The 22,789-nt window shown below is 40.1% G+C and carries 24 protein-coding genes; 6 read left to right on the top strand and 18 right to left on the bottom strand.

The annotated features are described in order from the left end of the window. Positions 1-60 precede the first annotated feature (60 nt). Entirely contained in the window at positions 61-1,818 is a 1,758-nt protein-coding gene (locus tag H6731_04840; protein USN51737.1) for a long-chain fatty acid--CoA ligase, read from the top strand. Positions 1,819-1,847: 29 nt separating this feature from the next. After that, positions 1,848-2,462: a signal peptidase II gene (gene lspA / locus H6731_04835; GenBank protein ID USN51736.1), complete on the top strand. Its 615-nt coding sequence runs from the start codon at positions 1,848-1,850 to the stop codon at positions 2,460-2,462. 89 nt (positions 2,463-2,551) lie between these two features. On the opposite strand, the gene H6731_04830 is transcribed toward lspA, so the two are convergent. The 15 genes from H6731_04830 to xseA all read right to left on the bottom strand — a co-directional run bounded on the left by H6731_04830 (position 2,552) and on the right by xseA (position 13,789). Continuing rightward, positions 2,552-3,088 (bottom strand): hypothetical protein, encoded by a 537-nt coding sequence (locus H6731_04830; GenBank protein ID USN51735.1) that lies wholly within the window; start codon positions 3,086-3,088, stop codon positions 2,552-2,554. Between the two features lie 480 nt (positions 3,089-3,568). Next, positions 3,569-4,489, bottom strand: a complete 921-nt coding sequence (locus tag H6731_04825) for a 50S ribosomal protein L11 methyltransferase (protein USN51734.1) — start codon at positions 4,487-4,489, stop codon at positions 3,569-3,571. A gap of 2 nt (positions 4,490-4,491) precedes the next feature. Continuing rightward, complete coding sequence (locus H6731_04820) at positions 4,492-4,803, bottom strand: ATP synthase F0 subunit C (GenBank protein USN51733.1); 312 nt, start codon at positions 4,801-4,803, stop codon at positions 4,492-4,494. Between the two features lie 52 nt (positions 4,804-4,855). Then, positions 4,856-5,647 carry a F0F1 ATP synthase subunit A gene (gene atpB / locus H6731_04815; protein ID USN51732.1) on the bottom strand — a complete coding sequence of 264 codons (792 nt, stop codon included), beginning with the start codon at positions 5,645-5,647 and terminating at the stop codon, positions 4,856-4,858. A gap of 84 nt (positions 5,648-5,731) precedes the next feature. Continuing rightward, entirely contained in the window at positions 5,732-6,115 is a 384-nt protein-coding gene (locus H6731_04810; protein USN51731.1) for a hypothetical protein, read from the bottom strand. Beyond that, a complete protein-coding gene (locus H6731_04805) occupies positions 6,105-6,380 on the bottom strand; it encodes an AtpZ/AtpI family protein (GenBank protein ID USN51730.1) in 276 nt (91 codons plus the stop codon). The genes H6731_04810 and H6731_04805 overlap by 11 nt, the downstream gene beginning before the upstream one ends. Before the next feature lie 275 nt (positions 6,381-6,655). After that, positions 6,656-7,075: an acyl-CoA thioesterase gene (locus H6731_04800; GenBank protein ID USN51729.1), complete on the bottom strand. Its 420-nt coding sequence runs from the start codon at positions 7,073-7,075 to the stop codon at positions 6,656-6,658. 8 nt (positions 7,076-7,083) lie between these two features. Beyond that, on the bottom strand, positions 7,084-7,956 hold the full coding sequence (atpG, locus tag H6731_04795; GenBank protein ID USN51728.1) for an ATP synthase F1 subunit gamma: 873 nt from the start codon (positions 7,954-7,956) through the stop codon (positions 7,084-7,086). Between the two features lie 77 nt (positions 7,957-8,033). Further along, positions 8,034-9,632: a F0F1 ATP synthase subunit alpha gene (locus H6731_04790; protein USN51727.1), complete on the bottom strand. Its 1,599-nt coding sequence runs from the start codon at positions 9,630-9,632 to the stop codon at positions 8,034-8,036. A 36-nt stretch (positions 9,633-9,668) separates the two neighbouring features. Next, entirely contained in the window at positions 9,669-10,208 is a 540-nt protein-coding gene (atpH, locus tag H6731_04785; protein USN51726.1) for an ATP synthase F1 subunit delta, read from the bottom strand. Further along, complete coding sequence (locus H6731_04780; protein ID USN51725.1) at positions 10,208-10,810, bottom strand: ATP synthase F0 subunit B; 603 nt, start codon at positions 10,808-10,810, stop codon at positions 10,208-10,210. The genes atpH and H6731_04780 overlap by 1 nt, the downstream gene beginning before the upstream one ends. Before the next feature lie 13 nt (positions 10,811-10,823). Next, a complete protein-coding gene (locus H6731_04775) occupies positions 10,824-11,312 on the bottom strand; it encodes an ATP synthase F0 subunit B (protein USN51724.1) in 489 nt (162 codons plus the stop codon). An 83-nt stretch (positions 11,313-11,395) separates the two neighbouring features. Further along, a complete protein-coding gene (locus tag H6731_04770; GenBank protein ID USN51723.1) occupies positions 11,396-12,205 on the bottom strand; it encodes a polyprenyl synthetase family protein in 810 nt (269 codons plus the stop codon). After that, positions 12,192-12,446 carry an exodeoxyribonuclease VII small subunit gene (gene xseB, locus H6731_04765; protein ID USN51722.1) on the bottom strand — a complete coding sequence of 85 codons (255 nt, stop codon included), beginning with the start codon at positions 12,444-12,446 and terminating at the stop codon, positions 12,192-12,194. The genes H6731_04770 and xseB overlap by 14 nt, the downstream gene beginning before the upstream one ends. Positions 12,447-12,448: 2 nt before the next feature. Continuing rightward, complete coding sequence (gene xseA, locus H6731_04760; protein USN51721.1) at positions 12,449-13,789, bottom strand: exodeoxyribonuclease VII large subunit; 1,341 nt, start codon at positions 13,787-13,789, stop codon at positions 12,449-12,451. A gap of 96 nt (positions 13,790-13,885) precedes the next feature. Between xseA and H6731_04755 the strand changes: the two genes are divergently transcribed. Then, entirely contained in the window at positions 13,886-14,767 is an 882-nt protein-coding gene (locus tag H6731_04755; GenBank protein ID USN51720.1) for an oxidoreductase, read from the top strand. Between the two features lie 540 nt (positions 14,768-15,307). On the opposite strand, the gene H6731_04750 is transcribed toward H6731_04755, so the two are convergent. Next, positions 15,308-16,432 carry an aminotransferase class V-fold PLP-dependent enzyme gene (locus tag H6731_04750; GenBank protein USN51719.1) on the bottom strand — a complete coding sequence of 375 codons (1,125 nt, stop codon included), beginning with the start codon at positions 16,430-16,432 and terminating at the stop codon, positions 15,308-15,310. Positions 16,433-16,670: 238 nt separating this feature from the next. On the opposite strand from H6731_04750, the gene clpX reads away from it, so the two are divergent. Continuing rightward, positions 16,671-17,918: an ATP-dependent Clp protease ATP-binding subunit ClpX gene (clpX, locus tag H6731_04745; protein ID USN51718.1), complete on the top strand. Its 1,248-nt coding sequence runs from the start codon at positions 16,671-16,673 to the stop codon at positions 17,916-17,918. A gap of 356 nt (positions 17,919-18,274) precedes the next feature. On the opposite strand, the gene H6731_04740 is transcribed toward clpX, so the two are convergent. Beyond that, complete coding sequence (locus H6731_04740; GenBank protein ID USN51942.1) at positions 18,275-18,712, bottom strand: transposase; 438 nt, start codon at positions 18,710-18,712, stop codon at positions 18,275-18,277. 365 nt (positions 18,713-19,077) lie between these two features. Beyond that, on the bottom strand, positions 19,078-20,238 hold the full coding sequence (locus H6731_04735) for a methionine adenosyltransferase (protein USN51941.1): 1,161 nt from the start codon (positions 20,236-20,238) through the stop codon (positions 19,078-19,080). A gap of 286 nt (positions 20,239-20,524) precedes the next feature. Between H6731_04735 and H6731_04730 the strand changes: the two genes are divergently transcribed. Beyond that, positions 20,525-21,517, top strand: a complete 993-nt coding sequence (locus tag H6731_04730) for a hypothetical protein (GenBank protein USN51717.1) — start codon at positions 20,525-20,527, stop codon at positions 21,515-21,517. Positions 21,518-21,526: 9 nt separating this feature from the next. Next, complete coding sequence (locus H6731_04725; protein ID USN51716.1) at positions 21,527-22,783, top strand: acyltransferase; 1,257 nt, start codon at positions 21,527-21,529, stop codon at positions 22,781-22,783. Positions 22,784-22,789 lie beyond the last annotated feature (6 nt).

Genomic DNA, 22,789 nt, shown 5'->3' with positions numbered 1-22,789 from the left:
TACTTATGCCGTTCTTCTTTGTATTGAGAGCTTAAAAGTCCTTTTATAAATGGGGTGCACATGAGCGAATCGCTTATATCGCTATTTGATGACTCTGTGGCGCGCTTTCATAAGCGCCCTGCCATCCAGTATTTTTGCACCAAAAATAACAAATGGGTAGTTAGGAATTGGCAAGAACTCTCTGCTGATGTCGCTCGTTTAGCAAATGCTTTAAAAGCAGCTTCAGTTACAGCGGGGCAAAGAGTCGCATTGCTCTCTTTGACACGACCAGAGTGGGTTATTGCTGATTTGGCAATAATAAAAACAGGGGCCATCGTTGTACCAATTTACCATTCAAGTTTAACTGATCAGGTCAGCTATATTCTGTCTGATGCTGGAGTTAAAGTTATATTTGTAGAAAACCAAAATCAACTTGATAAGCTTAGAGCTTTACAAGGAGCTGATAGTCAGCTTGATTTAGTGATTATTTTTGACAAAGTCGAAGGAGAGCTCCGTCAAAACGAGCTTTATTATCAAAACTTTGTTGAAAACCAAGCTGATGAGTTTGAATCTATATCGGTTGAAAAGGATGCTATTGCATCTTTGGTTTATACTTCAGGTACTACGGGAGAGCCCAAAGGGGCTATGATCAGCCACGATAATATTCTTTACGAAGCTCATGTTATCGATAAGTTGGGGATCATAAACGAAGAAGATGTGCAGATGCTTTTTTTGCCTCTAGCACATATTTTCGCTCGCGTGCTGGAATATGCATGGATTCGAACGGGGCATTTACTGGCCTTCGCTCAAAGCATCGATAAATTGATGGATGATATGGCAGTGGTTAGACCAACCTTTATGGCTGGAGTGCCGCGCATTTATGAAAAAATTCGAGCTAAAATAATTGAGACAGCTTTGGCTTCTTCGGGCATTAAAAAACTAATTGCTCAAGGAGCACTTCATGAAGCTGATAAGCTTGCTCTTGGCGGAGAGAGCGGCGGATGGAAGTTATTTTTAGCAAAAAAATTGGTGTTTGATAAAATTGGCAAAAGCCTGCAGGCTAAATTTGGCAATCGATTAAGATTTCTTATTTCAGGTGGGGCTCAGTTGGCTCCAGAAGTATCAACTTTTTTTCAGCTGTGTGGTGTTGTGTTGTGTGAAGGCTATGGGCTGACTGAAACCACAGCTGCTACATGCCTCAATCTTCCGTGGGCACTGCGCCACGGCACAGTTGGGCGTCCTTTGCCTGGATGCGATGTGCGATTGAGTGATGAAAAAGAAATTATAGTCCGCGGCCGTGGAGTATTTTTGGGTTTTTGGGGTAAGGCTGAGCAAACTAAAGAAGTTTTGGGGCAAGATGGCTGGTTCAAAACCGGAGATATCGGTGAGATTGACAAAGATGGCTTTGTTAAAATTGTTGATCGCAAGAAAGATATTATTGTTACCTCTCAAGGCAAAAATATTGCTCCGCAGCGTGTTGAAAATCTGATTAAATCTAAAAGCCCTAGCATTGCTCATGTGGTAGTGATTGGCGATAAAAGACCTTATCTTACAGCCTTGGTCGCTCTTGATAAAGCCAATGCAGCACAGTTGGCGTTCTCTGACGCATCTCATAATATTTTGTTGAGTGAGCTGGCTGCTCATGCCAATGTTTATCAAGAAGTAAAAAATGCTATTGCTCAGGCAAATAATTCATTAGCTAATTTTGAGCAGATCAAACGATTCTATATACTCGATCGAGAGTTTGAAGTGGGCAAACAATTAACACCGACACTCAAAGTAAAACGTAAAGCGTGTGCTGAAGAATTCAAAGCTGAAATTAAAGTACTTTACGCATGAGTGAGGGGTCTCGCTAGGGGTTTTTCGAAGTGAACTATTGTAAAAATGGCGGCTCTTTTATCAGTCGCAATCGCCTTGTTTGGTTGCTCTTGGTATTGGGTGTAGGGCTCTTTCTCGATCAAACATCTAAAATATGGGCTCAAAATACACTTGCCCGCCCTTACTCCATTGAGGAAGAAGTTGAGGTGGATGGGGTAACCCAAACAGTAACAAAAGAGGTTTTCTATCCTTTTAAAGTTATTGAGGTGGTACCTAACTTTTTTAATTTTATGTACAAAGAAAACCCTGCAGCTGCCTTTAGCTTGACCCAGAGTATCCCAGCCTGGATCAGGCGCCCTATGCTGATTAGCATAAGTGTTTTAGCAACAATATTTTTTGTGTTTTGGTATTTTCGTATGAAGTCGCAGGATGGTTTTTTGCTCGCTTGTTTTAGTTTCATTTTGGCCGGTGCGCTGGGAAATTTAGCCGATCGTATTCGCTTAGGCTACGTAATAGACTTTCTCGATGTTCATGCTGGATTATTGGGCTATCCTCATCTTCACTGGCCTACTTTTAATATTGCCGATAGTTTTATTGTGGTGGGAGCCATAGGGGTTTTGGCTGGTGGTATTTTTAGCCAAAAAAAACTGAAAGTAGCACCATAGCTACCCATAACGTACAACTAAACCACCCAGTTCAGTTGTACTTAGCAAGGAGGGAAGAGTATTGTGTGATAGCTCTTGTAAGCTAACTTCTATTTCTTTTTGTAACTCATTACAAAGGTGTAAATCTTATCGCTCAAGGTCTTTGGTAATTCAACTACATTTAAGTACCTAGCAACCTCTTTTACAGTTTCTCTAAAAGCATCTTCGGCTAGCACACTCGAGGGATCCAGGGGGTCTGCTCCAGGTAGTCCAAAATAGTTTGATATTGTGTCTAGGGTTAAATCAACAATGGCATCGGATAAACTATCACTCATAGTGCTGTACAAACCTTTTACAAAATTATCAAACGCTTGCGTGTTGGTATAGTACTTACTCAACTTAAAAAGTTTGTCATAAGTTCTTTTGCTAATATCAACAGTATAGTTCCCTAAATTATAAACGTAACTACTCGCAGACTGGATAAAACTTTGTCCCCAATAGAAATCCCCTATTTGGTCGTTTAGATTTAAACTGGGCCTCAACTCACTAGCAAGGTATTGAGTTCTTTCGTTATTAGTGGCCATCACATTAATACCTAAAGTAAGACCGAAAAATAAAACGCATAATTTTGTATTTTTATTGCTCATAAAACTCTCTAGAATACTTATTTGGTTGTGTGTGTTTATGTAGTATTTAAAGTGGAGTGATTCACTGAATATATTGAAAATGTAATTAAATAGTTGAAAATGATGAATAAAGCTTTGATTTCTTAGTTTATTTTAAATGATTAAGGGGGAATAGATCGTATAGGGAAGTTGGAGCTATTTTTCAATCTGTTAGGGAAGCAATGGCTGCGCTAATTGGCTCTAAAAATTTCGATCATGGTGAGCTAAATTAGTGGTGGCAAGAGAAATCCATGCGGTTGTGTCCAGAAAATATTGAAAGGCTTCTTAATAAATTTTTTCACTAAGTCCTCGCGTGCGCTGTGGAATCGTTCAAAAATTTATTAAGAAGCCTTTCAATATTTTCTGGACATCACCAATTCATGCTCCAGTATGGACCCTCCGACATTACTGTTTGATAAACGCTAGTTTTCGTTTCTAAAAGGAAAAGCATAAAAATTAAATTTAGTCGACGCCAAAGATTAGTGAGCACCAATCATCCTTCTGATCTTGCCTGATAAAACGAGCGCCAAGACCTTGATAAACTTTGATTACGCCTTGGGCCAGTTCCAATAAAATTCCGCTCAAGATTATGCTTCCGTGCTTTTTGCAGCTAGCAAAAATATTGTCAGCCATATGAATCAGTACTGGGGCAAGTATATTGGCTACCACAAGGTCGTAGTGATCTTTTGGGTAGATATACTCTTCATCCACATGAAGCCAGTCGATATCGACATTATTTTTTTTGGCGTTTTGCGAGGCTGTAATGAGAGCATCATTATCTGTCTCTGTACCGAGGACATGTTTTATACCAAGCTTTTTCATCAAAATAGCTAAGATACCAGAGCCAGTACCAATATCCAAAGCATCCCACCCTTTGCTTTTGGGATCAGCCGACATTATTTCATAAATATTTTTTAGGCAAAGCTGCGTGGTTTGGTGCTTTCCAGTACCAAACGCATTTTCAGGATCCATTTCGATATATAAAGATCCACGTGGATTTTTTTTGAACTCATCAATTTCAAATGATGGGACAATAAAAATATTTGGTTTGACCATAAAAGTAGTACACGATTTCACAAAATTGGCTTGCCAGTCTTCTTCTAAAAACTGACTCCACTTGATGGGTGCATAACTCAAACCACAATTACCAAAAAAATTTTTAAGCTGTTGCTCAACTATATTTTCCAAGTCAGGCGCTGGCTCAAAATAGGCTAAGATTTTTATTTGATCATCGGGATACTTTTTTTGCCCTTCAGGTCCCAGGCCATCATCGCATTCAATGCCGATAGCACCGCTCTCTAAAAAAGCATTTTGGGCCACTTCAAGTGTAGTCGAAGTAGCCCAATATTCAGCGAGTATCCAAATCTTTGGCAAAGATCGCATGTTTAACCAATTTTACCAGATAAGATAAAGGCCATGATCAAACCAAACAAAACCAAGGACTCGATCAAAGCCATACCGAGGATCATAGGCACGAAAATTTTGCCTGATGCGCCTGGGTTGCGAGCAATACCTTCAAGAGCTGCAGCAGCTGCACGACCCTGTCCAATAGCCCCTCCCATAGCTGGCAATGCTATAGCGATCGATGCTGCGATTGCATATCCCGCCAAATGACTACTGGAATCACTTCCATTACCTGCAAGAGCAGAACCAGCTGCAAAAAATACAGGAATAGCTGTTATAAAAAATTTGATCATGCTTCTCATCTAGATTCTCCCACATCAAGTGTGCTTAAGTGCAGCAACGAAATTAATGGCTTTCCTCTTGGGTGTGTAGCGATATGTACACACATGTCAAGAGACAAAAAACCACAGTTTGAATAATACAAACCAACAATCCTAAAAGATAAAAGGGTAAAGGCAATAACAGAGGAAAAACTCCAGCAAAGGCGAAAAGAACCTTGTGATCGCCGATCATATTGCCCGCCAAACGGATTCCTAAACTTAATGGACGCACCAAAAGTCCAATCAACTCAACGGGAAATAACAAAGGTGATAAAAACCATCCCCACCATGCCCCCAAGGGGTTGGCTAAGTGAGTGATATGTCCCATTCCATGGACGCGTAGACCATGAATATTAAAATAAGCAAAGACAACTAAACCACAGCCAATGGTGGTATTGAGGTTGTCTGTTGGCGGCACAAAACCTGGGACCAAACCAAGCAGGTTGGAGCACAAAATAAAAAGAGCAGAAGTGCCCACCAAGGGAACGTAGCGTTTGTAATCTTTGCCGATGATGTCGCGCATCAGTGAAAATAAAACCGTCAGAAAAACCTCAAAAAGATTGATAAGCGTAATCTTAGGAGAGGGGATGATATTTTTTTCTAGATTTTTAAGTCTTTTGTGTGCAACAAGCGAAACCAAGGCAAGAATAATAAAAACTAAAACTGATGCAAAAATATGATGCATGGTTTCAAAGATTCGATCTTTGGGAAGCAAGCCGCTGCGAAAGATCACCGTATGGGCGAAATTTTCCTGAAAGAAATCCTTTAGCTGTTCGTACCAAGGCAATAAGTGATACCAAGATAAATGATGATCCATAGCTATGCCCTTCTTGGGTGTTTTAAAAAATTTCTTTACTACCTTGGTGGTTTGACTTTATTCGCCTTTAAGGTCAAGCGGGCATCAGCCTCTTAGAGCAATTATTGTGGCAAAAATTAATGGAGAGCAAAGACCAAGAGCAAAACCTAAAAGATAATCGTTATGATTAAGTGCAAGAAAAAGTGCTGCACCGCACAAAATCAAAAATGTTAGCAGAGGCCATAGTACCACCGTTTTAGAGGATTTTTTTACAGCCACAAAGTAAAAAGCATAAGCCAAAGCAAAGACATTTATGCTTGCGAGTAAAGTACCAAGCATAGCTCCAATGAGAGTTTTGATTAAAAAATAAAAATTTAAATACCAACAAAAAAATATTGCAGTGCTCAATAAAATTAAGACGACAAGTGTTGTGAGCAGGACTGTTTTTCGATAGATCGCTATATCAGCGAGGGAATTTTCATTCATCATCTTTTTTATTCTTTTCTAAATATGCCTTGCTAAAAAGCCAAATGCGCTTTATTGCGGCAATAAGCCCAACCAACACACCTATGAGTAAGCCATAGGGCGAAGAGTTAAAGTGTTTATCTGCGAAGTAGCCAATGAGGGCTCCAATGACAATAGCAAGGCCAAACTCCAGTCCAACGGCACTCGTTTTTAGATAGATTCTATATGCTTTAGCCTGCTCTTTGCGCCAATTTTCAAGCTGCTCTTTGAGTTTGTCAGATTTTTTCATGTATTCCCTTATAGACCATTGCAGTCAATTACTTTGGTACAAAATTTAATCAAATGCCCTCTGAAAGAGGAAATACTTAAATTGGCCAGCACCTTGTTCTTGCAGCATGTCATGAAAAAATTTTTTTGGATCAAGTCATTGGTGCCCATAGGTGGGATCTTGATTTAACAGCGTCGATTATAGATAACAAGCTGTTGATTAAAACCCCTATGCTATTATTAGCCGTGCTGAAGTCAAACGTTTTTTAAGTATTTGAATTTAAAGTTAAATAAAAATCACGAAGCTGAGGCAGCAATTAAAAATTGTTCGAAAAATGTTTTCAGATCATGGGGCAAAGGCATCGATTTTTTATTGGTCAAATCCATGCACACGATGGTGATTAAGGCCGAGAAATATAGATCATGTCCGTTAGAAAATTTGTACCTGGTAAGCAAAGAAGAATTTTTTATGAGCTCAACTGCAAACTTCACAGTGATAGTATCGCCATAGAAAAATGGTTTTTTATAATCAGCTTCGATATGAACGGTGGGAAAACCAATTTTTCTCGTATTGATAAGATCCGGATAAGTGAGAGGCGCTTTTTGGTTGAAAAGATCTTCGAAACTTTTATGGCAAAAGTGAAAAAAACGAGGATAGTATACTATGCCAGCACCATCGACATCATCGAAACGCACCAGATGTTGGCAAGTAAACATGGCTACTCCTAAAGAGCTTCGGCTCCACCAATAATTTCCATGAGTTCTTTGGTGATGGCTGCCTGGCGTGCACGATTGTACTGCAGTGTCAGTTTTTCTGTCATTTCTTTGGCATTTCTTGTGGCGTTATCCATAGCGCTCATACGTGCGCCTTGCTCGGAAGCAAATGATTCAAGAAATGATTGATAAAGTCTGGTGGCAAAATGGCGCGGAACAAGAGATTCAAGCAAATCTTCCTGCGCTGGTTCGTAGAGATAATCAGTGGGCAAGTGAGCACTATCGAGCTCTTCTCGAACAATGGGTAAAAGTTGCTCTACTGCCACTTGTTGAGTGATAGCAGACTTAAATTCATTGTAGATCAGATAAACCGCATCGATTTCTTTTGATAAAAATCTTGCGCATAATTCATCAGCGATTTGATTGGCACTGCTTACATCAAATACCTTGGCATCGGGTTGATAGTGTTTGCGAATAGTAAAACCTGCCCGGGTTAAGCCTTCGAAACCTTTTTTGCCAATAGTTGAAATACTAAGGTTTTCAAATTCATCATCATGATCAATAACGAAGCGCTGTGTCATACGGACAACCGAGCTATTGAGCGCTCCGCATAATCCGCGATCAGAAGTAAGAGCTAAAATCTCAACGTTTTTTTTGTGGGGCCGATTATAGAGCAGAGGGTGCGCTTTGGCATTGCTTGCTTCTACTCTTAAGGCCAATGCGGAAATTAACTCAGAGAGTTTTTGCGCGTAGGCTCTTGGTTTTACCACCGCTTCTTGGGCGCGGCGTAATTTACTCGCTGCCACCATTTTCATGGCGCGTGTAATTTTTTCGGTGCTTTTAACGCTTTTGATGCGATTTTTGGTTTCCCTTAAGGAGGCCATAAGACACTCTCCTGAATTTTAAACTTTCTTAAAAGCTTTTAGGCCACAGAATCTCGTCTGTGGCGCGCAGTAGTTGGTTAATCTATGGAATCGGCTTTGGCCAGTTTGCCATCAAAAGAATTATCAAATTCTTTTAATGCCTTATCAATGCGCTTACGCATAGCATCATCTATTTTATTTTTAGGATTTTGCCCGATATCTTTTAGGATATCGTTATGCTCACTGCGCATAAACAAGATGAGCTCTTTAGCATAACGATAGATTTCAGATGATTGATACTTGCGTACCCAGGTAGCTTTGGTTTTAGGATCTGCTACTTGTGTCACTGCATAAATTTGGATGATCTGTTCTTCAACAGGCATAGGCTCATATTGATCTTGCTTTAGTAATTCGAACAAACGTTTACCACGAGCAAGTTGTTCAAGCGTTGTTTTATCAAGATCAGATCCAAACTGAGCAAATGCAGCCAAGGCTCGGTATTGAGCCAAGTCAAGTCGCATTGAACCTGCAAGCTGACGCATACCGGCAACCTGCGCTGAGCCACCAACACGGGAAACGGATAAACCAACATTCACCGCAGGGCGTTGACCTGAGTAAAAGAGCTCTGTTTCTAAGAATATCTGCCCATCGGTAATGGAGATAACGTTGGTGGGAATATAAGCCGATACGTCGCCAGCTTGTGTTTCTACAATAGGCAAAGCGGTGAGGCTTCCACCACCTTTTTTAATTTCAGGATAGGCTTTAAGTTCCTCTGGGTTGCTAGTAATTTTTGCAGCACGTTCAAGAAGACGAGAGTGAAGATAAAAAACATCCCCAGGAAATGCCTCGCGACCAGGAGGACGTCGCAGAAGCAAGGAAAGTTGTCGATAAGCGACTGCTTGCTTTGATAAGTCATCATAGACAATGAGAGCATGCTCACCTTGATCCCGCCAATATTCAGCGATAGCGCAACCTGTATAAGGAGCCAAAAATTGCAAAGGAGCAGGATCAGAAGCGGTAGCCGATACGATTACTGTATAATCGAGCGCATTAGCACGGCGTAAACGCTCCATCACTTGAGCAACGGTGGATTGTTTCTGACCGATTGCTACATAAACGCATTTTACTCCGGTGTGGCGTTGGTTAATGATGGTATCGATAGCGATAGCTGTTTTACCAGTTTGTCGGTCACCGATAATCAATTCACGTTGACCACGGCCGATGGGGATCATTGCGTCGATGGCTTTGATGCCCGTCTGCATAGGCTCTTTTACTGGCTCACGAGCGATAATACCTGGAGCCTTGGATTCAATACGCCTTTTTTGAGTAGAGTTGATAGGCCCTAAGTCATCGATAGGCTCACCCAAACCGTTGACGACTCGGCCTAGGATTTCGTCACCCACAGCAACATCGGCGATTCGTCCAGTCCTTTTTACATTGCTTCCTTCTTTGATACCTGCATCGGAACCCATGATAGCGATACCAACGCTGTCTTGGTCGAGGTTGAGCACCAAACCTTTTACGCCATTGTGAAATTCAACAAGCTCACCAGCTTGTGCATTTTCTAGTCCGTAAACTCGAGCGACACCGTCACCAACGGTTAAAACAGTACCAGTCTCTATGGCTTTGGTTTTGCTATCAAAATCTCTAATTTCGTCTCTAATAATTTGCGAAATTTCTTCGGCTCTTAGCTTCATAATGTAACCACCTAAAAAATCAAAAAGTTATTTTGCCTAAATTCTGAGTTCGTGACCGATAGCCATAAGTTTGGCTTTTAAACTGCCATCAAAAATAGTGCCAGCAACTTCAATGCGCATTCCGCCAAGCAAGGATGGATCCACATAAGAATCCACCAAGATAGTTTTTTTGAGTGAAGCTCCTAAAGTATCCGTGATCTCTCTGATCTCTTCTTGGCTTGCTGGGAGTGCGCTAATAATTTTCACTCTGATTCGTGCTTTTTGTGAGTCGATCAATGTCACGAGGGCCTCATACATGAGAGCAATAAGCGCAATACGATTTTTATCGATCACGAGCAATAAAAAATGATGCAGGTTTTTGTGCATTTTTGCTTGGCTTGCAATTTTATCGATCACAGCGCGGCGCTCTAATGGAGAAAAGCTCGGATCTTCAAACACACGTTTCAATTCAGCTGAAGTTTTTATCAAATCGATAAACGATTTTAATTCACTCAATACATCATCAAGCTCGTCTGTATTTAAAGACAACAGTAAGCCCTTAGCGTAACGACGAGCAATAACTTGTTGGTACATCATTAGTTTATTTCCCTCGCATGAGTAGAAAGATCATTGAGCAATTGTTTTTTAAGATGTTGATCGATCTCATCTTGCTGAGTTTGGCTAAGCTTTTTTTGGGCGCCAAGAATAGCAAGCTCCATAACCTCTTGAGCCAGCTTATGTTTGCTGCGGACATAATTAGCGCGAATAGTATCTTCGGTATCTTGCATGATGCGGGATTCAACTTCTTTAGCAAGCCGTATTTTTTCTTTTTTTTCTGCCTCAGCTTGCTCTCTAAAATGTTCCTTCATTTCATCGATCTGTTGAGAGAGACTTTTGAGTTTGTGTTCGTACTCTTCAAGCTGCTTTTGGCTTTGAGCCTTGGCTCGTTGACCTTCCTCAATAGCTCGTTTGATATCTTTAGAGCGAGTCTCAAGATAGAGTGAAAGCGGTTTTTGAATGATCCGTCCCATGGCATAAATAAAAATTAAAAATGTCAAAGTAAGCCAGCCAAGCGCCGGAGCATCTTTGTACTCAGAGCCTAAATGCCACCAATTGATGCCATGGCTCGTTTCACTAGCATAAACCAAAGGCTCTACGAGCAAGCCGAAAAGAAAATAGATTATGCTGTTCTTAGTCATTTTTGCTTTCCCTTTATGCTTTCTGAGTCGTCAGGGTCTTAATAATTTCTTGCGAGAGAAGTTCGCTCATTGAACTGACTTGTTTTCTTACATGTTGTTCTTCTTCTTTCAGCAAAAGATCAGCTTGATCGAGCTTTTCTTTTGCCTCTTTTCTCACATGGTCGAGCAGTTCATTCTGTTCTTTATCGGTTTGATGTTTGAGAGAAGCCAACATTGATCGAGCTTCGAAACGAGCCTTTTCGAATGCTGTTTCAAACTCTGTGGCTTTAGCTTGAGCAAGCTCGCTCATTGCCAATGCTTCAGTCTTGGCGCCGCTAATTCTATGTTCTCTCTCATCAAATAATGCCAAAATAGGCTTAAAAAGTGTCCGCGATAACCATAGCAAGAGGGTCATGAATATGAATATCTGCACGAAAATTGTTGCATTGAGTTCCACGAAGTTTACCTTAAGCTTTTGGATCCTACCTGCATCGGCTGTAGCGATATTCAATAATCGTGTCAAGGCAAAGACAGGTAAATCCAGTTTGAAATAATGATCTTAAAGTTTAAACACAAGAGGCATGATATTGATAGCGACAGCTAATCCTATGCTATGCCAAAGACATGGCAAATGAGTTTTTTTAATTTTATATTTCGTGGATTTTCTTCAAGTAGGCTGTGCATTTTTGCAATATTTATTTTGAGCCATTGTGATATTTCATTGTGGCTTAAAAAATGTGCGATCCCTTGGCTGTCTTCCAGATCATCTTTAAGTTGGAAGCTTTCTCCAAAAATTCTGCCAAAGACTCGAGCTTTTTCAATGGAGCTTTTTTCTACGCCAAGACTGAGTGCTGCAAGAGTAGTGCATGCCTCAAAAAGCCGCCCAGTTTTGGCTTGATTGATGCAGATCCAGTCGTCTTTAGTTTTTGGCCCTTCTTTGGTTGTCAGATCTTGTGCCTGGCCGCTTACCAGGCCATATCTTCCACAAGCAAGAGCCAACTCTTGGCATTGAAGCGCTGCATTGACTGGAGCATGGCTGAGCGCAAAAAAGGCATCAGCAAGCAAGGCATCTCCAGCTAGTATTGCGGTTGCTTCATCAAATCTTTTATGGGTGCTGAGGCGACCGCGGCGGTAATCATCGTTATCCATGGCGGGAAGATCATCGTGAATAAGCGAATAAGTATGCACATATTCGACGGCTAAAGCAGCGGGCAGGGCTTTTTTAAAAGTATTGTGCGAAGTTAAATAGTGAGCATAACTAAAGATGAGCAAAGGCCTTAAACGTTTTCCTCCAGAGCTGAGAGAGTAGTTGATACTTTCATTCAAAATTTTTGATGAAAAACCTGAGCTTTTTTGGGCTTTTCTAAGCTCATTCTCAAATAAAGATTTGAGTTCTTGGATTTCAGTTGCTGTCATTGGCCGATCCATTACAAAGACTTGGGTCAATATTTTTTTTGCTGCCGTCTGCTAAAATCTCTTCCATACGACCTTCCATAGTTGCAAGTTTTTGTTCAGCAAGACGAACAAGCTTTACCCCTAACTCATAAGCTTTCATACTTTCTTCAAGAGGCAAGTCGCCATTTTCGAGTACAGCGAGTGTTTTTTTAAGTTCATCCATTAAAGTTTCAAAACTGGCATTATTGAGATCTATCGTCATATTTACTCCATTGTTATGCGGGCTTTTCGGTGTCCGTCCTGAAATCTGATATTAATTATTTGTTGGTGATAGGTTTGGCTTGCCTTGGTAAGAACGCCACCCTCATTGCTTTCTATCAGGGTAAAGCCACGCGCAAGTACATTAAGCGGTGAAAGGGCTTCAAGCCGTACTAGTTTTTCCTGCAAAGATTGACGTTTGTTTTTTACTATCTTTTTTATTTGCTCGTTTAATTTTTCACTCATTGCCGCAGCTTTTTGATGGGATATTTCAAATTTGTGCCGAGGGTTTCTTGATAAAAGTTGGTTTTTTAAATTATGAAGCTGTTCCTGGCGAGCACGCAAAAGTTGATGAGGAGCACGTTTTTGCAGGCGCTGGCTTAGATCATCAAGCAGTTGCCAATGGCGAAATAAAAATGTTTTAGGCTCTTTGATCCGTTTTTGTTGGTTCAAAAGGCGAAGTTGATATTTAGTGAGAATAGCTTTTTGTCGAGCATGAAGTTGAAAGAGGGCTGAGGTAAAATTTTGTTGCAAGTCACTTAAAAGCGGCGTTACTATTTGGGCTGCATGCGTGGGAGTTGCAGCGCGCATATCAGCCACTAAGTCGCTGATGGAGGTATCAGTTTCATGTCCAACCGCGCTGATAACCGGTGTCTTTGCTGCAAAAATTGCCCGAGCGACCAACTCTTCGTTGAAAGCCCACAGATCTTCCAGTGAACCACCACCGCGACCAACAATGATCACATCACACTCTTGGCTTTCATCAAGCAGTTTGAGAGCCGAGGCAATTTCTTCTTTAGCACCTAGGCCCTGAACTTTGGCGAAGGCGCACAATACATGGGCTTTTGGTAAACGATTTTTAATAATGCGCAGCATATCTCTGAGGGCAGCGCCGTGCGATGAAGTAACAATGCCAATGCATTGATTGAGCAGTTTAACACTTTTTTTGTGTTCGGCTAAAAAGAGCCCTTCTTGGGAGAGCCTTTCTTTGAGTTGTTCATAGGCGAGAGCTAAGGCACCAGCGCCTAGGGGCTCCATTTTTTCTGCGATGAGCTGTAGACGAGTATTTGCCTGATAAATGTTGAGGCGGCCACTGATGATCACCTGCATGCCATCGGTGATATCGAAGGGGATGCGGGAAAAGTGAGGTTTAAACATTATGGCAGGAATGAGAGCATTTTCATCTTTGAAGTCAAAGTAGCAATGTCCAGAACGCCATATTTTCCAAGCGCTGATCTCTCCTATGACGCGAACAAAACGATGTTGCTTCTCAATATCTTTTTTGAGAAGGGCGACCAGCTCACTGACTTTAAGGGGTTTTTGTTCTTCTACTGTTTCGATAAACATTTTTTTACCCCTTGGCCAAGTTAAAAAACTATATAAGATTGCTTGTTAGCACCTGAGGCTAGCAGATGGGCTTTTAAGAGCAAGCGGTAAAAAAATATGAGTGATATGCAAGAGAAGGGAAAAAAAATCAAAATAATAAATGGGGTAGTGGTAAAAGCCACACAAGAAACTCCTGATACCTGGACTTTGGATATTTTTGTTGATGATCAGCACAAGGACTATAAGGCTGGGCAATTTATCAGTATTAATCCCCATCAATTCCCAGAGCTGCGCGATTTTATAAATTATTTTGAAGGCCAAAAATCCAAAGTTGAGCCGATTCGTGCCTATTCTTTAACCTCTGCTCCTCACGAAAAATATATATCGATCACGATAAAACCTGAAAATTACCATCCAGGTCCCGATGCTTACCCTCCTTTGCTTTCTCCATTTTTGGCATCAGACATCATGGTGGGGCGTGAAATAGAATTTACCGGTTATGCTGGAGCCTATATTATTCCTGATGATTTGAGACCAAACACCGATCATCTCATTCATTTAGTGGCAGGTTCAGGAGTGGTACCAAGTTTTTCTATTATCAAAGATGAACTGTTGGGCAAAAAAAGTTCTTTTAAGCACACTTTAGTGAGTGTTAATAAAACCAAGGATGATATCATTTTCCATCGCCAACTAGAGGAGCTGAGAACTAAGTTTCCCGAGCGTTTCCAGGTGTATTATTTTCTTACCCGAGATGAAAAGTCTAATGATTTAGCTCCTCATTATTTTATGGGGAGGCCGAAAAATGAATTCATTGAACAGTTGGTGATGGATAAAGCTAAAACACTCTTTTTTGCTTGTGGACCAGCGCTCACCAAGTGGCAAAAAAAAGCTGCTCAAGATCCTAAAAGTTTGAAGCCGCGTTTTATGGAATGGGTGCAAGACATTATATATAAAATGGAGATAGATAGACACCGCTTCAGACGCGAGATCTACGGCTGAGAGAATGTTTGAAAATAATTTTTTGCTGAGCTGAGAAAACATTTTTGTCCATGATCACTTGTCATCCTCGCGCAGGCGGGGATCCAGCAAAAACACCTAGCCTAGTTAAAATCAATAATGTAAATCGTCCTATTGATGATTATTTTCCTCGATCGATCTTAATTTCAATTACCTCCACTTTTTAATACATTTTTCCTTGTAGCTTGTTCGCTTGCCGTAAATCCTACGAGACGAGTCGTTGCTAACCCCGACACTGAGTGTGCCATTTTTTAAACATAGAATAGAGACCTAATAGTGCTCTATTGGGATCCTTGTCTGTGCGGGGATGACAAGAGATCGTGCTCAAAGCAATGGCGGTTGAACACGCTTTGGCTTGGTTAAACAAATCAATTAGTCTTTCAAAAGACTGTGAACAAATGCTTGCTTCTACTAGAATTTGATATTCAGTTAGGAATTGTAAATGTTTTGATTAAATGGCTAAATAAGGCCAATTTTTGATTTTCAATAGTCTTTTAGATCTTTTTATTAATCGGCAAGTGTTCAACTTTCTTTAGGCTTAAGAATATTACTTTTGATTCGCCAAAGAGCTTCGTCGATCACATCCTTGGTGGTATGTGGGGCGAATGAAAAGCGGATAGTAGCTTTTTGTTGTTCAGTATCTATCCCCATGCGCTTGAGAGCAAAACTTCCTTCGGGAGCAAGCCCTGAACATGCAGAACCAAAGCCAACACTTAAGCCCGCCATATCGCAGGCGATGCGCAAAGCGTCTGGGTATGGATGAGCAAAACTTATAGCGCTGGTGTTGGAGAGGCGTTTTTGTGATTGCCCAATGATGTGGCACTCGAGCGATTTAAGCTCAGTTTCAAAATAATTTCTTAAAGGTTCCAAAGCTAGATTTTGCATTCTTGTGCGCTTAATAACACGAGAAGCCTCACCAAAAGCAGCGATCAACAGAGCGCTTTCGGTGCCAGGTCTAAAACCTCGTTCTTGTCCACCGCCTTGCCACGGTGCTTTAAGATTTTTTGCTAAGCCTCGCATTACTATGCCGCCTGAACCAGCAAAGCCTCCCATTTTTTGGGCAGAAAAAGTCATCACATCAATTCTTTCATGGCAGAAAGTATTTTTACGCGCAAAACTTTGAGAAATATCTGACATCACCAAAGTGGAAGGATTGGTATTTCTGAGAAGCTCATCAAAATCAGGCATGATACCTGTTTCGTTATGGGCTTCGCAACAGATCAAGATATCAGCATATTTGATTTTTTCGAGATCGATGAATGCGCCGTTTTTGTCAATCTCAAGCAATTCAAGACTGATCAATTGCTGGTCAGCTACCCCCAAAACTGATTTTAAAAGAGAGGGGTGTTCAAAAGGAGACATGATAACTTTAGGAATACGACATTCTTGGCGTGCCTTGAGCATGACAGCATCAACAAATAAGCGATTTGCCTCAGAAGCGCCTGAACCAAAAATTACGTCACGAGATTTACATCCCAATGCTTGAGCAACATGTTCACGAGCATCATCAATGAGCGAGCGCAGCCGCCTACCCTCTTCATGGAATGATGAAGGATTGCCGATTAAGCCTGCTAATTCTATTATTTTTTGTTGAGCCTCAGGGCAAGGTGGACAAGAGCCATTGGCATCAAGATATAAGCGCTCCATTTTAAAAACTTCCCAAAGAAGTTGATTGTAATAAGGATTTTTTTAGAAAAAAGGGGGAAGAAGGTGGCAAAGAATCTTTCACCAAAGTCCGTAAAATTTTTCCAGAATGAAGGCGTTTGCTTAGAGAAACTAAATAAATTTAAGCTGTTAGCTCAGATGAGTTCGAATAATAAATATTATTATCACCCATTTCTCTTTTAGTATGCTTTGATAGACTTATGCTTCGGAGGTTTATAGGATGGCTAAGCGGGATACGACAGCGGTGCTTCATTGCTCTTTTTGTAAGAAAAGCCAACATGAAGTAAAGAAATTGGTGGCAGGGCCGGGTGTATATGTTTGCGATGAATGTATTAAGTTGTGCAATAAAATTATTGAAGAAGATAAGGCACAAAACACGCCATCAGAAGTAATAAAATTACCGACACCTCATGCCATAAAAGAATTTCTTGACCAATATGTCATTGCTCAAGATGAGGCCAAAAAGGTTTTGGCTGTGGCGGTCTATAATCACTACAAACGCATCAATTCTACTAATGAAAAAAATGATGTGCAGATTCAAAAAAGCAATGTTTTACTTATAGGACCAACTGGAACAGGAAAAACCTTGCTTGCCCAGAGTTTGGCTCGACTTTTGCAAGTACCTTTTTGCGTGGTGGATGCAACTTCTCTTACTGAAGCTGGATATGTAGGGGAAGATTCAGAAAGTATTTTGCAAAACCTTTTGTCTGCAGCGGATAATGATCCGCACAAAGCTGCAAAAGGTATCGTTTATTTGGATGAGATCGATAAAATTGCTAAAAAGGGTGATGCCTTGAACGGCAGCCGTGATGTTTCTGGTGAAGGTGTACAGCAATCATTGTTGAAGTTGATAGAAGGAAGTGTCGTAGCTGTTTCTCCAAGAGGCTCTAAAAAATATGGCCAACCGGAACAAGTGGTTCACCTCGATACTAAGGATATTCTCTTTATCTGCGGGGGAGCATTTGTTGGTCTAGAAGATATTTTGAAACGAAAGATGGGAACAAAATCTTTGGGTTTTAACTCAGACCAGACAAAATCCCAGAGCAATAAAGTGGCTTTGAAACTGAGTGATGTTGAACCCAGCGATATTATTAGCTACGGCTTTATACCAGAGTTTGTTGGTCGTCTTCCCATTATTGCTACTCTCGATGAAATGACGCAGGAAAGTTTGGTCACCATATTGGCTGAGCCTAAAAATGCACTTGTAAAGCAGTATCAAAAGCTTTTTGCTCTTGAAGGAGTTGAATTGATATTTACCCAAGATGCATTGAGTACTGTTGCAAAAATAGCCTTAGAAAGAAAGAGCGGCGCACGTGGACTGCGTTCAGTCTTGGAAAATGCCATGCTCGACATCATGTACAGTGTGCCTTTTTTACCAAATGTTCAGAGTTGTACAATTACGGGTGAGGTTATCCTAGGTAAAAAAGATCCTGAGCTCACCTTTAATCAAAAGAAAAAAACAGCTTAGAAAAGCTAGAGCGAGATAAAATGGAGCGAAGAGTTACCACAGAAAGTTGTGGACCAACCTTGCAGAGGTACTTTCTATCAATAGCCCATCTTTGTAAATGCCTCCATCCAGCATTGTTGAAATCTGCTCAGCACCATGGATTTTCTCCAGCGTTTTTCTGCCTCTAGCAAGAGCTTTAAGGCCATTGCTTCTGCCATTTTGACGCTCCCGCTACCTTTGATATTTCTTGTGCGAAGCTTTACCGTGGCAAAGGCAAGTTCTGATATGAAGCCAATGCTTCGCCGGGAAATCAAAAAATGTCACCAACTCATTCCATGACGAAGTAACTGATTTTACTGCTTTAACCTGAAGTTTGCTTAAGCGATTAAGTTATTGTTCAGGTTTGACGGCATTTTTAGCGCTGGCTTTTTAGGGCTCATCTGACAGCAAGTTAAGTCAGTTAAAAGATTTATCAAAAAGTTTATTGGACTACGATGTCGCGTATGCTCAATCTGGTATTCATTTTTTAATTTATCATTTATTGTTTCTATAATAAATCGCTTTATAAGTGTGATTTTATTAAACAACGACATGAGTTTATTTTTCATATTTTTTCGAATGCTTGTGATTAAGTATAAACCATTAGAACGCAATTTTTCGGATAATGAGCTGGAAAGATAGCCCTTGTCGCCAAATAACTTCGCAAAGATATTCTTCACCATTTTTGGCACTGGTTGGCAATCGTCAACATAGCCCTTTGTTAGTCTTATGGATAAAAGTTCGCCTCGGTCATTAGCGATTAAGTGTACTTTTATGGCATACGTTTATCGACGTTGAATCTATAATCGATATGCCACTGCACTTTCCAAAACTTGCTTTTAAGAAGCTCGCCATTGGCATCACAAGACGCGGTATTAACTGGATAAAACGAGAATATGAGATAAGAACTGGGAATTCCTTTCTTAAATGTCTGCAAACACACTCAATATACCTGAGTTTTGCTTAATCCTTCAAAAAAAAAGCGCGTGAGGAATGGCTTAGTGCATGATTCTGTATTTTTTTACAGCTTCTTATTGGGTATGCATCGCTTTTTCTTGCTTGGCTTCTAAAATAGATTTGGCACCAGTATGTGCCAAAAAAGACTTCGAAGGTCGCCAGAAAATTATCAATAAATAGTCTGCTAAAGTACTTTTTGCTTCAGCTGTTGTGCAAAACTGATCTGCTCCCAACTCAGCTCAATATCATTGCGCCCAAAATGGCCATAGGTTGCAGTTTTTTGATAGATCGGCTTTCTAAGATCAAGGTATTCGATAAGGCCAGCAGGCTTAAGTGGAATGGAAGTTTTGATGACATCTTCGATCTTTGACTCATCGACAACAGCCGTGCCAAAAGTATTGAGCATAACGCTTACCGGATTACTTTCACCAATGGCGTAGGCCAGTTGTACTTCGCATTGACGAGCAAGGCCAGCTGCTACAACATTTTTTGCAATGTAACGTGCAAGGTAAGCTGCCGAACGGTCTACTTTTGATGGATCTTTGCCAGAAAATGCTCCACCGCCGTGTCGGCCCATGCCACCATAAGTATCAACAATAATTTTTCTGCCGGTAAGACCACTATCACCTACTGGACCACCGATAACAAAGGCACCGGTTGGATTGATATGAAATTTAATGTCAGGAAGTAAATGCTCTTTTTTGACGATAGGTTTGATCACTTCTTCAATAATGGCTTCTTTTATTGTGGTCTGAGAAATACCCTCATCATGTTGGGAGGAAATTACGAGAGTGCTTATTCCCTTGGGACGCCCCTGTTCATATTCAACGGTTACTTGGGTTTTGCCGTCGGGCCCCAAGAATGGAACAACATTTCTTTTGCGTACTGAGGCAAGTTGCTGGGCGAGTGCATGTGCATAGGTGATTGAAAGAGGCATAAACTCTGGCGTTTCATCGCATGCATAGCCAAACATCATGCCCTGATCGCCAGCACCTTGCTCTTTATCAGCTGACGCATCAACACCAAGCGCAATATCTTTTGATTGTTCATCAATACTTGTGAGAATTGTACATAGCCGAGCGTCAAAATCATGTTTTTCGGCGCGATAGCCAATATTTTTTATAACTTCACGAGCGATAGCAGCATAATTGAGTTGAGCGTGAGAACTTACTTCCCCAGCAATGATGCAAAGATTACTTTTTAAGAGACACTCAATAGCAACACGGCCTTGAGGATCTTTAGATAGAATAGCATCCAAAATGGCATCAGAAATTTGGTCTGCTATTTTATCTGGGTGGCCTTCTGTTACAGATTCACTAGTAAAAACATGTGGTCTTTGAGATATCATGAGTGGCACTCCGCTTTGGGCTTAGATTGCTATCAAGTTTAGTCTTTGTCTTGGAGTATGCAGGCAATCTCTCAGATGGAAAAGACGTTCAACTGATAAATTCATGCCAAGTTTTCGGACTTCTCTGTTGCATGAACATAATTTTCCAGTATTGATAATTCATTGATAAAGAAATAAGTACCTAATTTGTTTAAATAAAACGTCTGGTATTAATGGTGATTGTTTTGTTGAAAATAAGATTTTTTTAATTTCAATGAAATAGTAGAAATTATTTGGAAAATTTATGCTGCATGAACAAGAAGTAAGGATAAATCCTTATGTTGTTAACTCTTTGTATCTTGTGTTGATTCCAATTGCTGTGTTGATGATTGTTGATTTAGTTGTGTTCTCTGGTTATTTTAAGACCAGGTCTCCTCTGACATTAGAATTTGTTTTATGGTTGAATCTTTTTCTTAATTTTCCACATATAATTTGTAGCTCTTTGTTGCTTGCAGATAAAAAATATCTTTCTTTTTTTAAGGATAAACTTCTTTATTTGGCAATTTTTGGTATTTTTGCCGTTTTTATTTTGGTGGCTTTTGACTCAGCTGGCTTAAGAGAGGCTGTTACACTTTTTGCGCTTATTTGGACTGTAAAGCATGTGATCGGTCAACAATTTTCCATGACCAAAATATTTTTGAAAAGAAAAGAAAATCTCACTTTTAAAATTTGGAAAAGCTATGGAGTGTTTATTTCTTCTAGTTTATTTCTTTGCATTTACTCAAGGATTTATACAAATTATTTCAGTTATCTAAAACCATTTCTAAATCTGTTTGAGCAGTACTCCCTTTATTTTACTATCCCTGCAATTGTTCTGTCTGCCATTTTACTATTTCAAGTAAGAGAATCAGCAGGCATTCTCTCAGGAAAATTAATGATAGTGGGAAATCTATGCATGGTTTTAGTATCGTGCTTCTTATTTTCTCAGGACTATTTTAGTCTGGCCGTGTTGGGTCCAAGGATTATTCATGATTTTTCCGCTCTGTATTTTTATGGAGCGCATTCCTACAATAAGAAGAAAGTAAAAAAATCAGGATCATTTTTTGACTTTATACATAGAAATCAGCCAATCCCTTTGTTTTTTGCTTCGTCATTATTGGGCTGTGGGCTTATGTATTTTTGCCAAAATATTATTTTTGATTTGACAATTTATCATGCGCTGAGCGCGCTCCATTTTTATACAGAATCATTTTTTTGGAAAGCAGATAGTCCTGCCCGAGAATTCTTGCATTTTTAGGGAATCAACATGTTAAGCCATAAGAGCAATGAGAGCTCATTGCCTCATCTGTCCCAACTCGATGGTTTAAGAGGCCTGGCTATATTTTTGGTTATTGTTGGGCATGTGGAACTTATTAACGGACCTTTCATTACTCCAAATTATTTTGATTCAGCTTCGAGCTTTGAAAATGCTTTTTGGTTTTGCTGCAAGTTTGGTTGGATAGGTGTTGATTTATTTTTTGTTCTTTCCGGTTTTTTGATCACCTGCATTGTGATCAGGCAGGTAAACTCCTCACAAAATTATTTGATTTTCTTTTTTCGGCGCTTCCTGCGTATCTATCCGCTTTTTGCAGTGTCCTTAGGGGCGTATTTTTTTGCGCTTCATTTTATCGATATAGAAAAAATGGTTGGCTCTAAGTATAGCTGCTATGTCGAAAACCAGTGGTTGATGTGGTTTCAGCTAACTAATTTTATGAGAGAAAATGGTATATATCCTCAAGGAGAATTGGCGCATTTTTGGAGTCTTGCGATTGAGGAGCAGTTCTATTTTTTAATGCCATTTTTATTTTTGTGCCTAAGAAAAATTTTCAAAGAAAAATTTTCAAGCATTTTTGTGTTGGGAATAATTCTGCTTATTGCTTTAATTTACACGCTCAAAATCTTTCATATTAAAGCTGCAGTGGATTACGCTGAAAATATTTATGTTTCATCAATATTTCGGGGTGAGCCTATTTTGTGGGGAAGCATCTTGGCTTTTGCTTATACCTACAGCAAGGAAAAATTTCAAAGTTACTCTCCTTTCATTGGGACTTTATTGCTGTTGTTGGGGGCGACACTTTTTGTCTTTAGTATTTTTTGTGCGCATAAGCAGATATCTATTCGTTCATTCGATATGAATTTTACTGGATATCGCACGCACATACAGAGTTTTGGTTTTCATGGCGTCAGTATATTTTTTAGCGGGCTTTTAATGCTTGCCCTCTCCATGCCAAAGAACAAGAGATTCATAAAATTGTTAAATAGTAAGTTACTTAGGTTGCTTGGGAAATATTCATACAGCATCTATATTTTTAACACTTTAATTATTGCCGCATTAACAGCCGGAGGTTTTTCCTGGTTCTTTTTGCGCAGCGCCTTTTCATCATATTTTTTACCCTGTTATTTTTTGCTGATTATTTTTCTTTGCCTTATGATTGCAGCCGCCACCTGGCATACGATCGAAAAATTTTTCTTTTTTATAAAAGGGCGCAAATATTTGGCCTATGTTGATAATCAAGACAACTAAGTTTTA

This window comes from Myxococcales bacterium, assembly GCA_023898405.1.
Lineage (GTDB): Bacteria > Myxococcota > UBA727 > UBA727 > JABDBI01.
Note: the sequence above shows the minus strand (reverse complement) of the source record. Positions and strands in the feature narration are given on the sequence as shown.

What these genes read in the sequence shown, in the direction of transcription:
- atpB (USN51732.1), bottom strand. Translation starts at nt 5,647, where the DNA reads ATGGATCATCATTTATCTTGGTATCACTTATTGCCTTGGTACGAACAG.
- H6731_04825 (USN51734.1), bottom strand. Translation starts at nt 4,489, where the DNA reads ATGCGATCTTTGCCAAAGATTTGGATACTCGCTGAATATTGGGCTACT.
- H6731_04805 (USN51730.1), bottom strand. Translation starts at nt 6,380, where the DNA reads ATGAAAAAATCTGACAAACTCAAAGAGCAGCTTGAAAATTGGCGCAAA.
- H6731_04780 (USN51725.1), bottom strand. Translation starts at nt 10,810, where the DNA reads ATGACTAAGAACAGCATAATCTATTTTCTTTTCGGCTTGCTCGTAGAG.
- H6731_04755 (USN51720.1), top strand. Translation starts at nt 13,886, where the DNA reads ATGAGTGATATGCAAGAGAAGGGAAAAAAAATCAAAATAATAAATGGG.
- H6731_04725 (USN51716.1), top strand. Translation starts at nt 21,527, where the DNA reads ATGTTAAGCCATAAGAGCAATGAGAGCTCATTGCCTCATCTGTCCCAA.
- H6731_04770 (USN51723.1), bottom strand. Translation starts at nt 12,205, where the DNA reads ATGACAGCAACTGAAATCCAAGAACTCAAATCTTTATTTGAGAATGAG.
- clpX (USN51718.1), top strand. Translation starts at nt 16,671, where the DNA reads ATGGCTAAGCGGGATACGACAGCGGTGCTTCATTGCTCTTTTTGTAAG.
- H6731_04750 (USN51719.1), bottom strand. Translation starts at nt 16,432, where the DNA reads ATGGAGCGCTTATATCTTGATGCCAATGGCTCTTGTCCACCTTGCCCT.
- atpH (USN51726.1), bottom strand. Translation starts at nt 10,208, where the DNA reads ATGATGTACCAACAAGTTATTGCTCGTCGTTACGCTAAGGGCTTACTG.
- H6731_04830 (USN51735.1), bottom strand. Translation starts at nt 3,088, where the DNA reads ATGAGCAATAAAAATACAAAATTATGCGTTTTATTTTTCGGTCTTACT.
- H6731_04790 (USN51727.1), bottom strand. Translation starts at nt 9,632, where the DNA reads ATGAAGCTAAGAGCCGAAGAAATTTCGCAAATTATTAGAGACGAAATT.
- H6731_04810 (USN51731.1), bottom strand. Translation starts at nt 6,115, where the DNA reads ATGATGAATGAAAATTCCCTCGCTGATATAGCGATCTATCGAAAAACA.
- xseB (USN51722.1), bottom strand. Translation starts at nt 12,446, where the DNA reads ATGACGATAGATCTCAATAATGCCAGTTTTGAAACTTTAATGGATGAA.
- xseA (USN51721.1), bottom strand. Translation starts at nt 13,789, where the DNA reads ATGTTTATCGAAACAGTAGAAGAACAAAAACCCCTTAAAGTCAGTGAG.
- H6731_04800 (USN51729.1), bottom strand. Translation starts at nt 7,075, where the DNA reads ATGTTTACTTGCCAACATCTGGTGCGTTTCGATGATGTCGATGGTGCT.
- H6731_04840 (USN51737.1), top strand. Translation starts at nt 61, where the DNA reads ATGAGCGAATCGCTTATATCGCTATTTGATGACTCTGTGGCGCGCTTT.
- H6731_04730 (USN51717.1), top strand. Translation starts at nt 20,525, where the DNA reads ATGCTGCATGAACAAGAAGTAAGGATAAATCCTTATGTTGTTAACTCT.
- H6731_04820 (USN51733.1), bottom strand. Translation starts at nt 4,803, where the DNA reads ATGATCAAATTTTTTATAACAGCTATTCCTGTATTTTTTGCAGCTGGT.
- atpG (USN51728.1), bottom strand. Translation starts at nt 7,956, where the DNA reads ATGGCCTCCTTAAGGGAAACCAAAAATCGCATCAAAAGCGTTAAAAGC.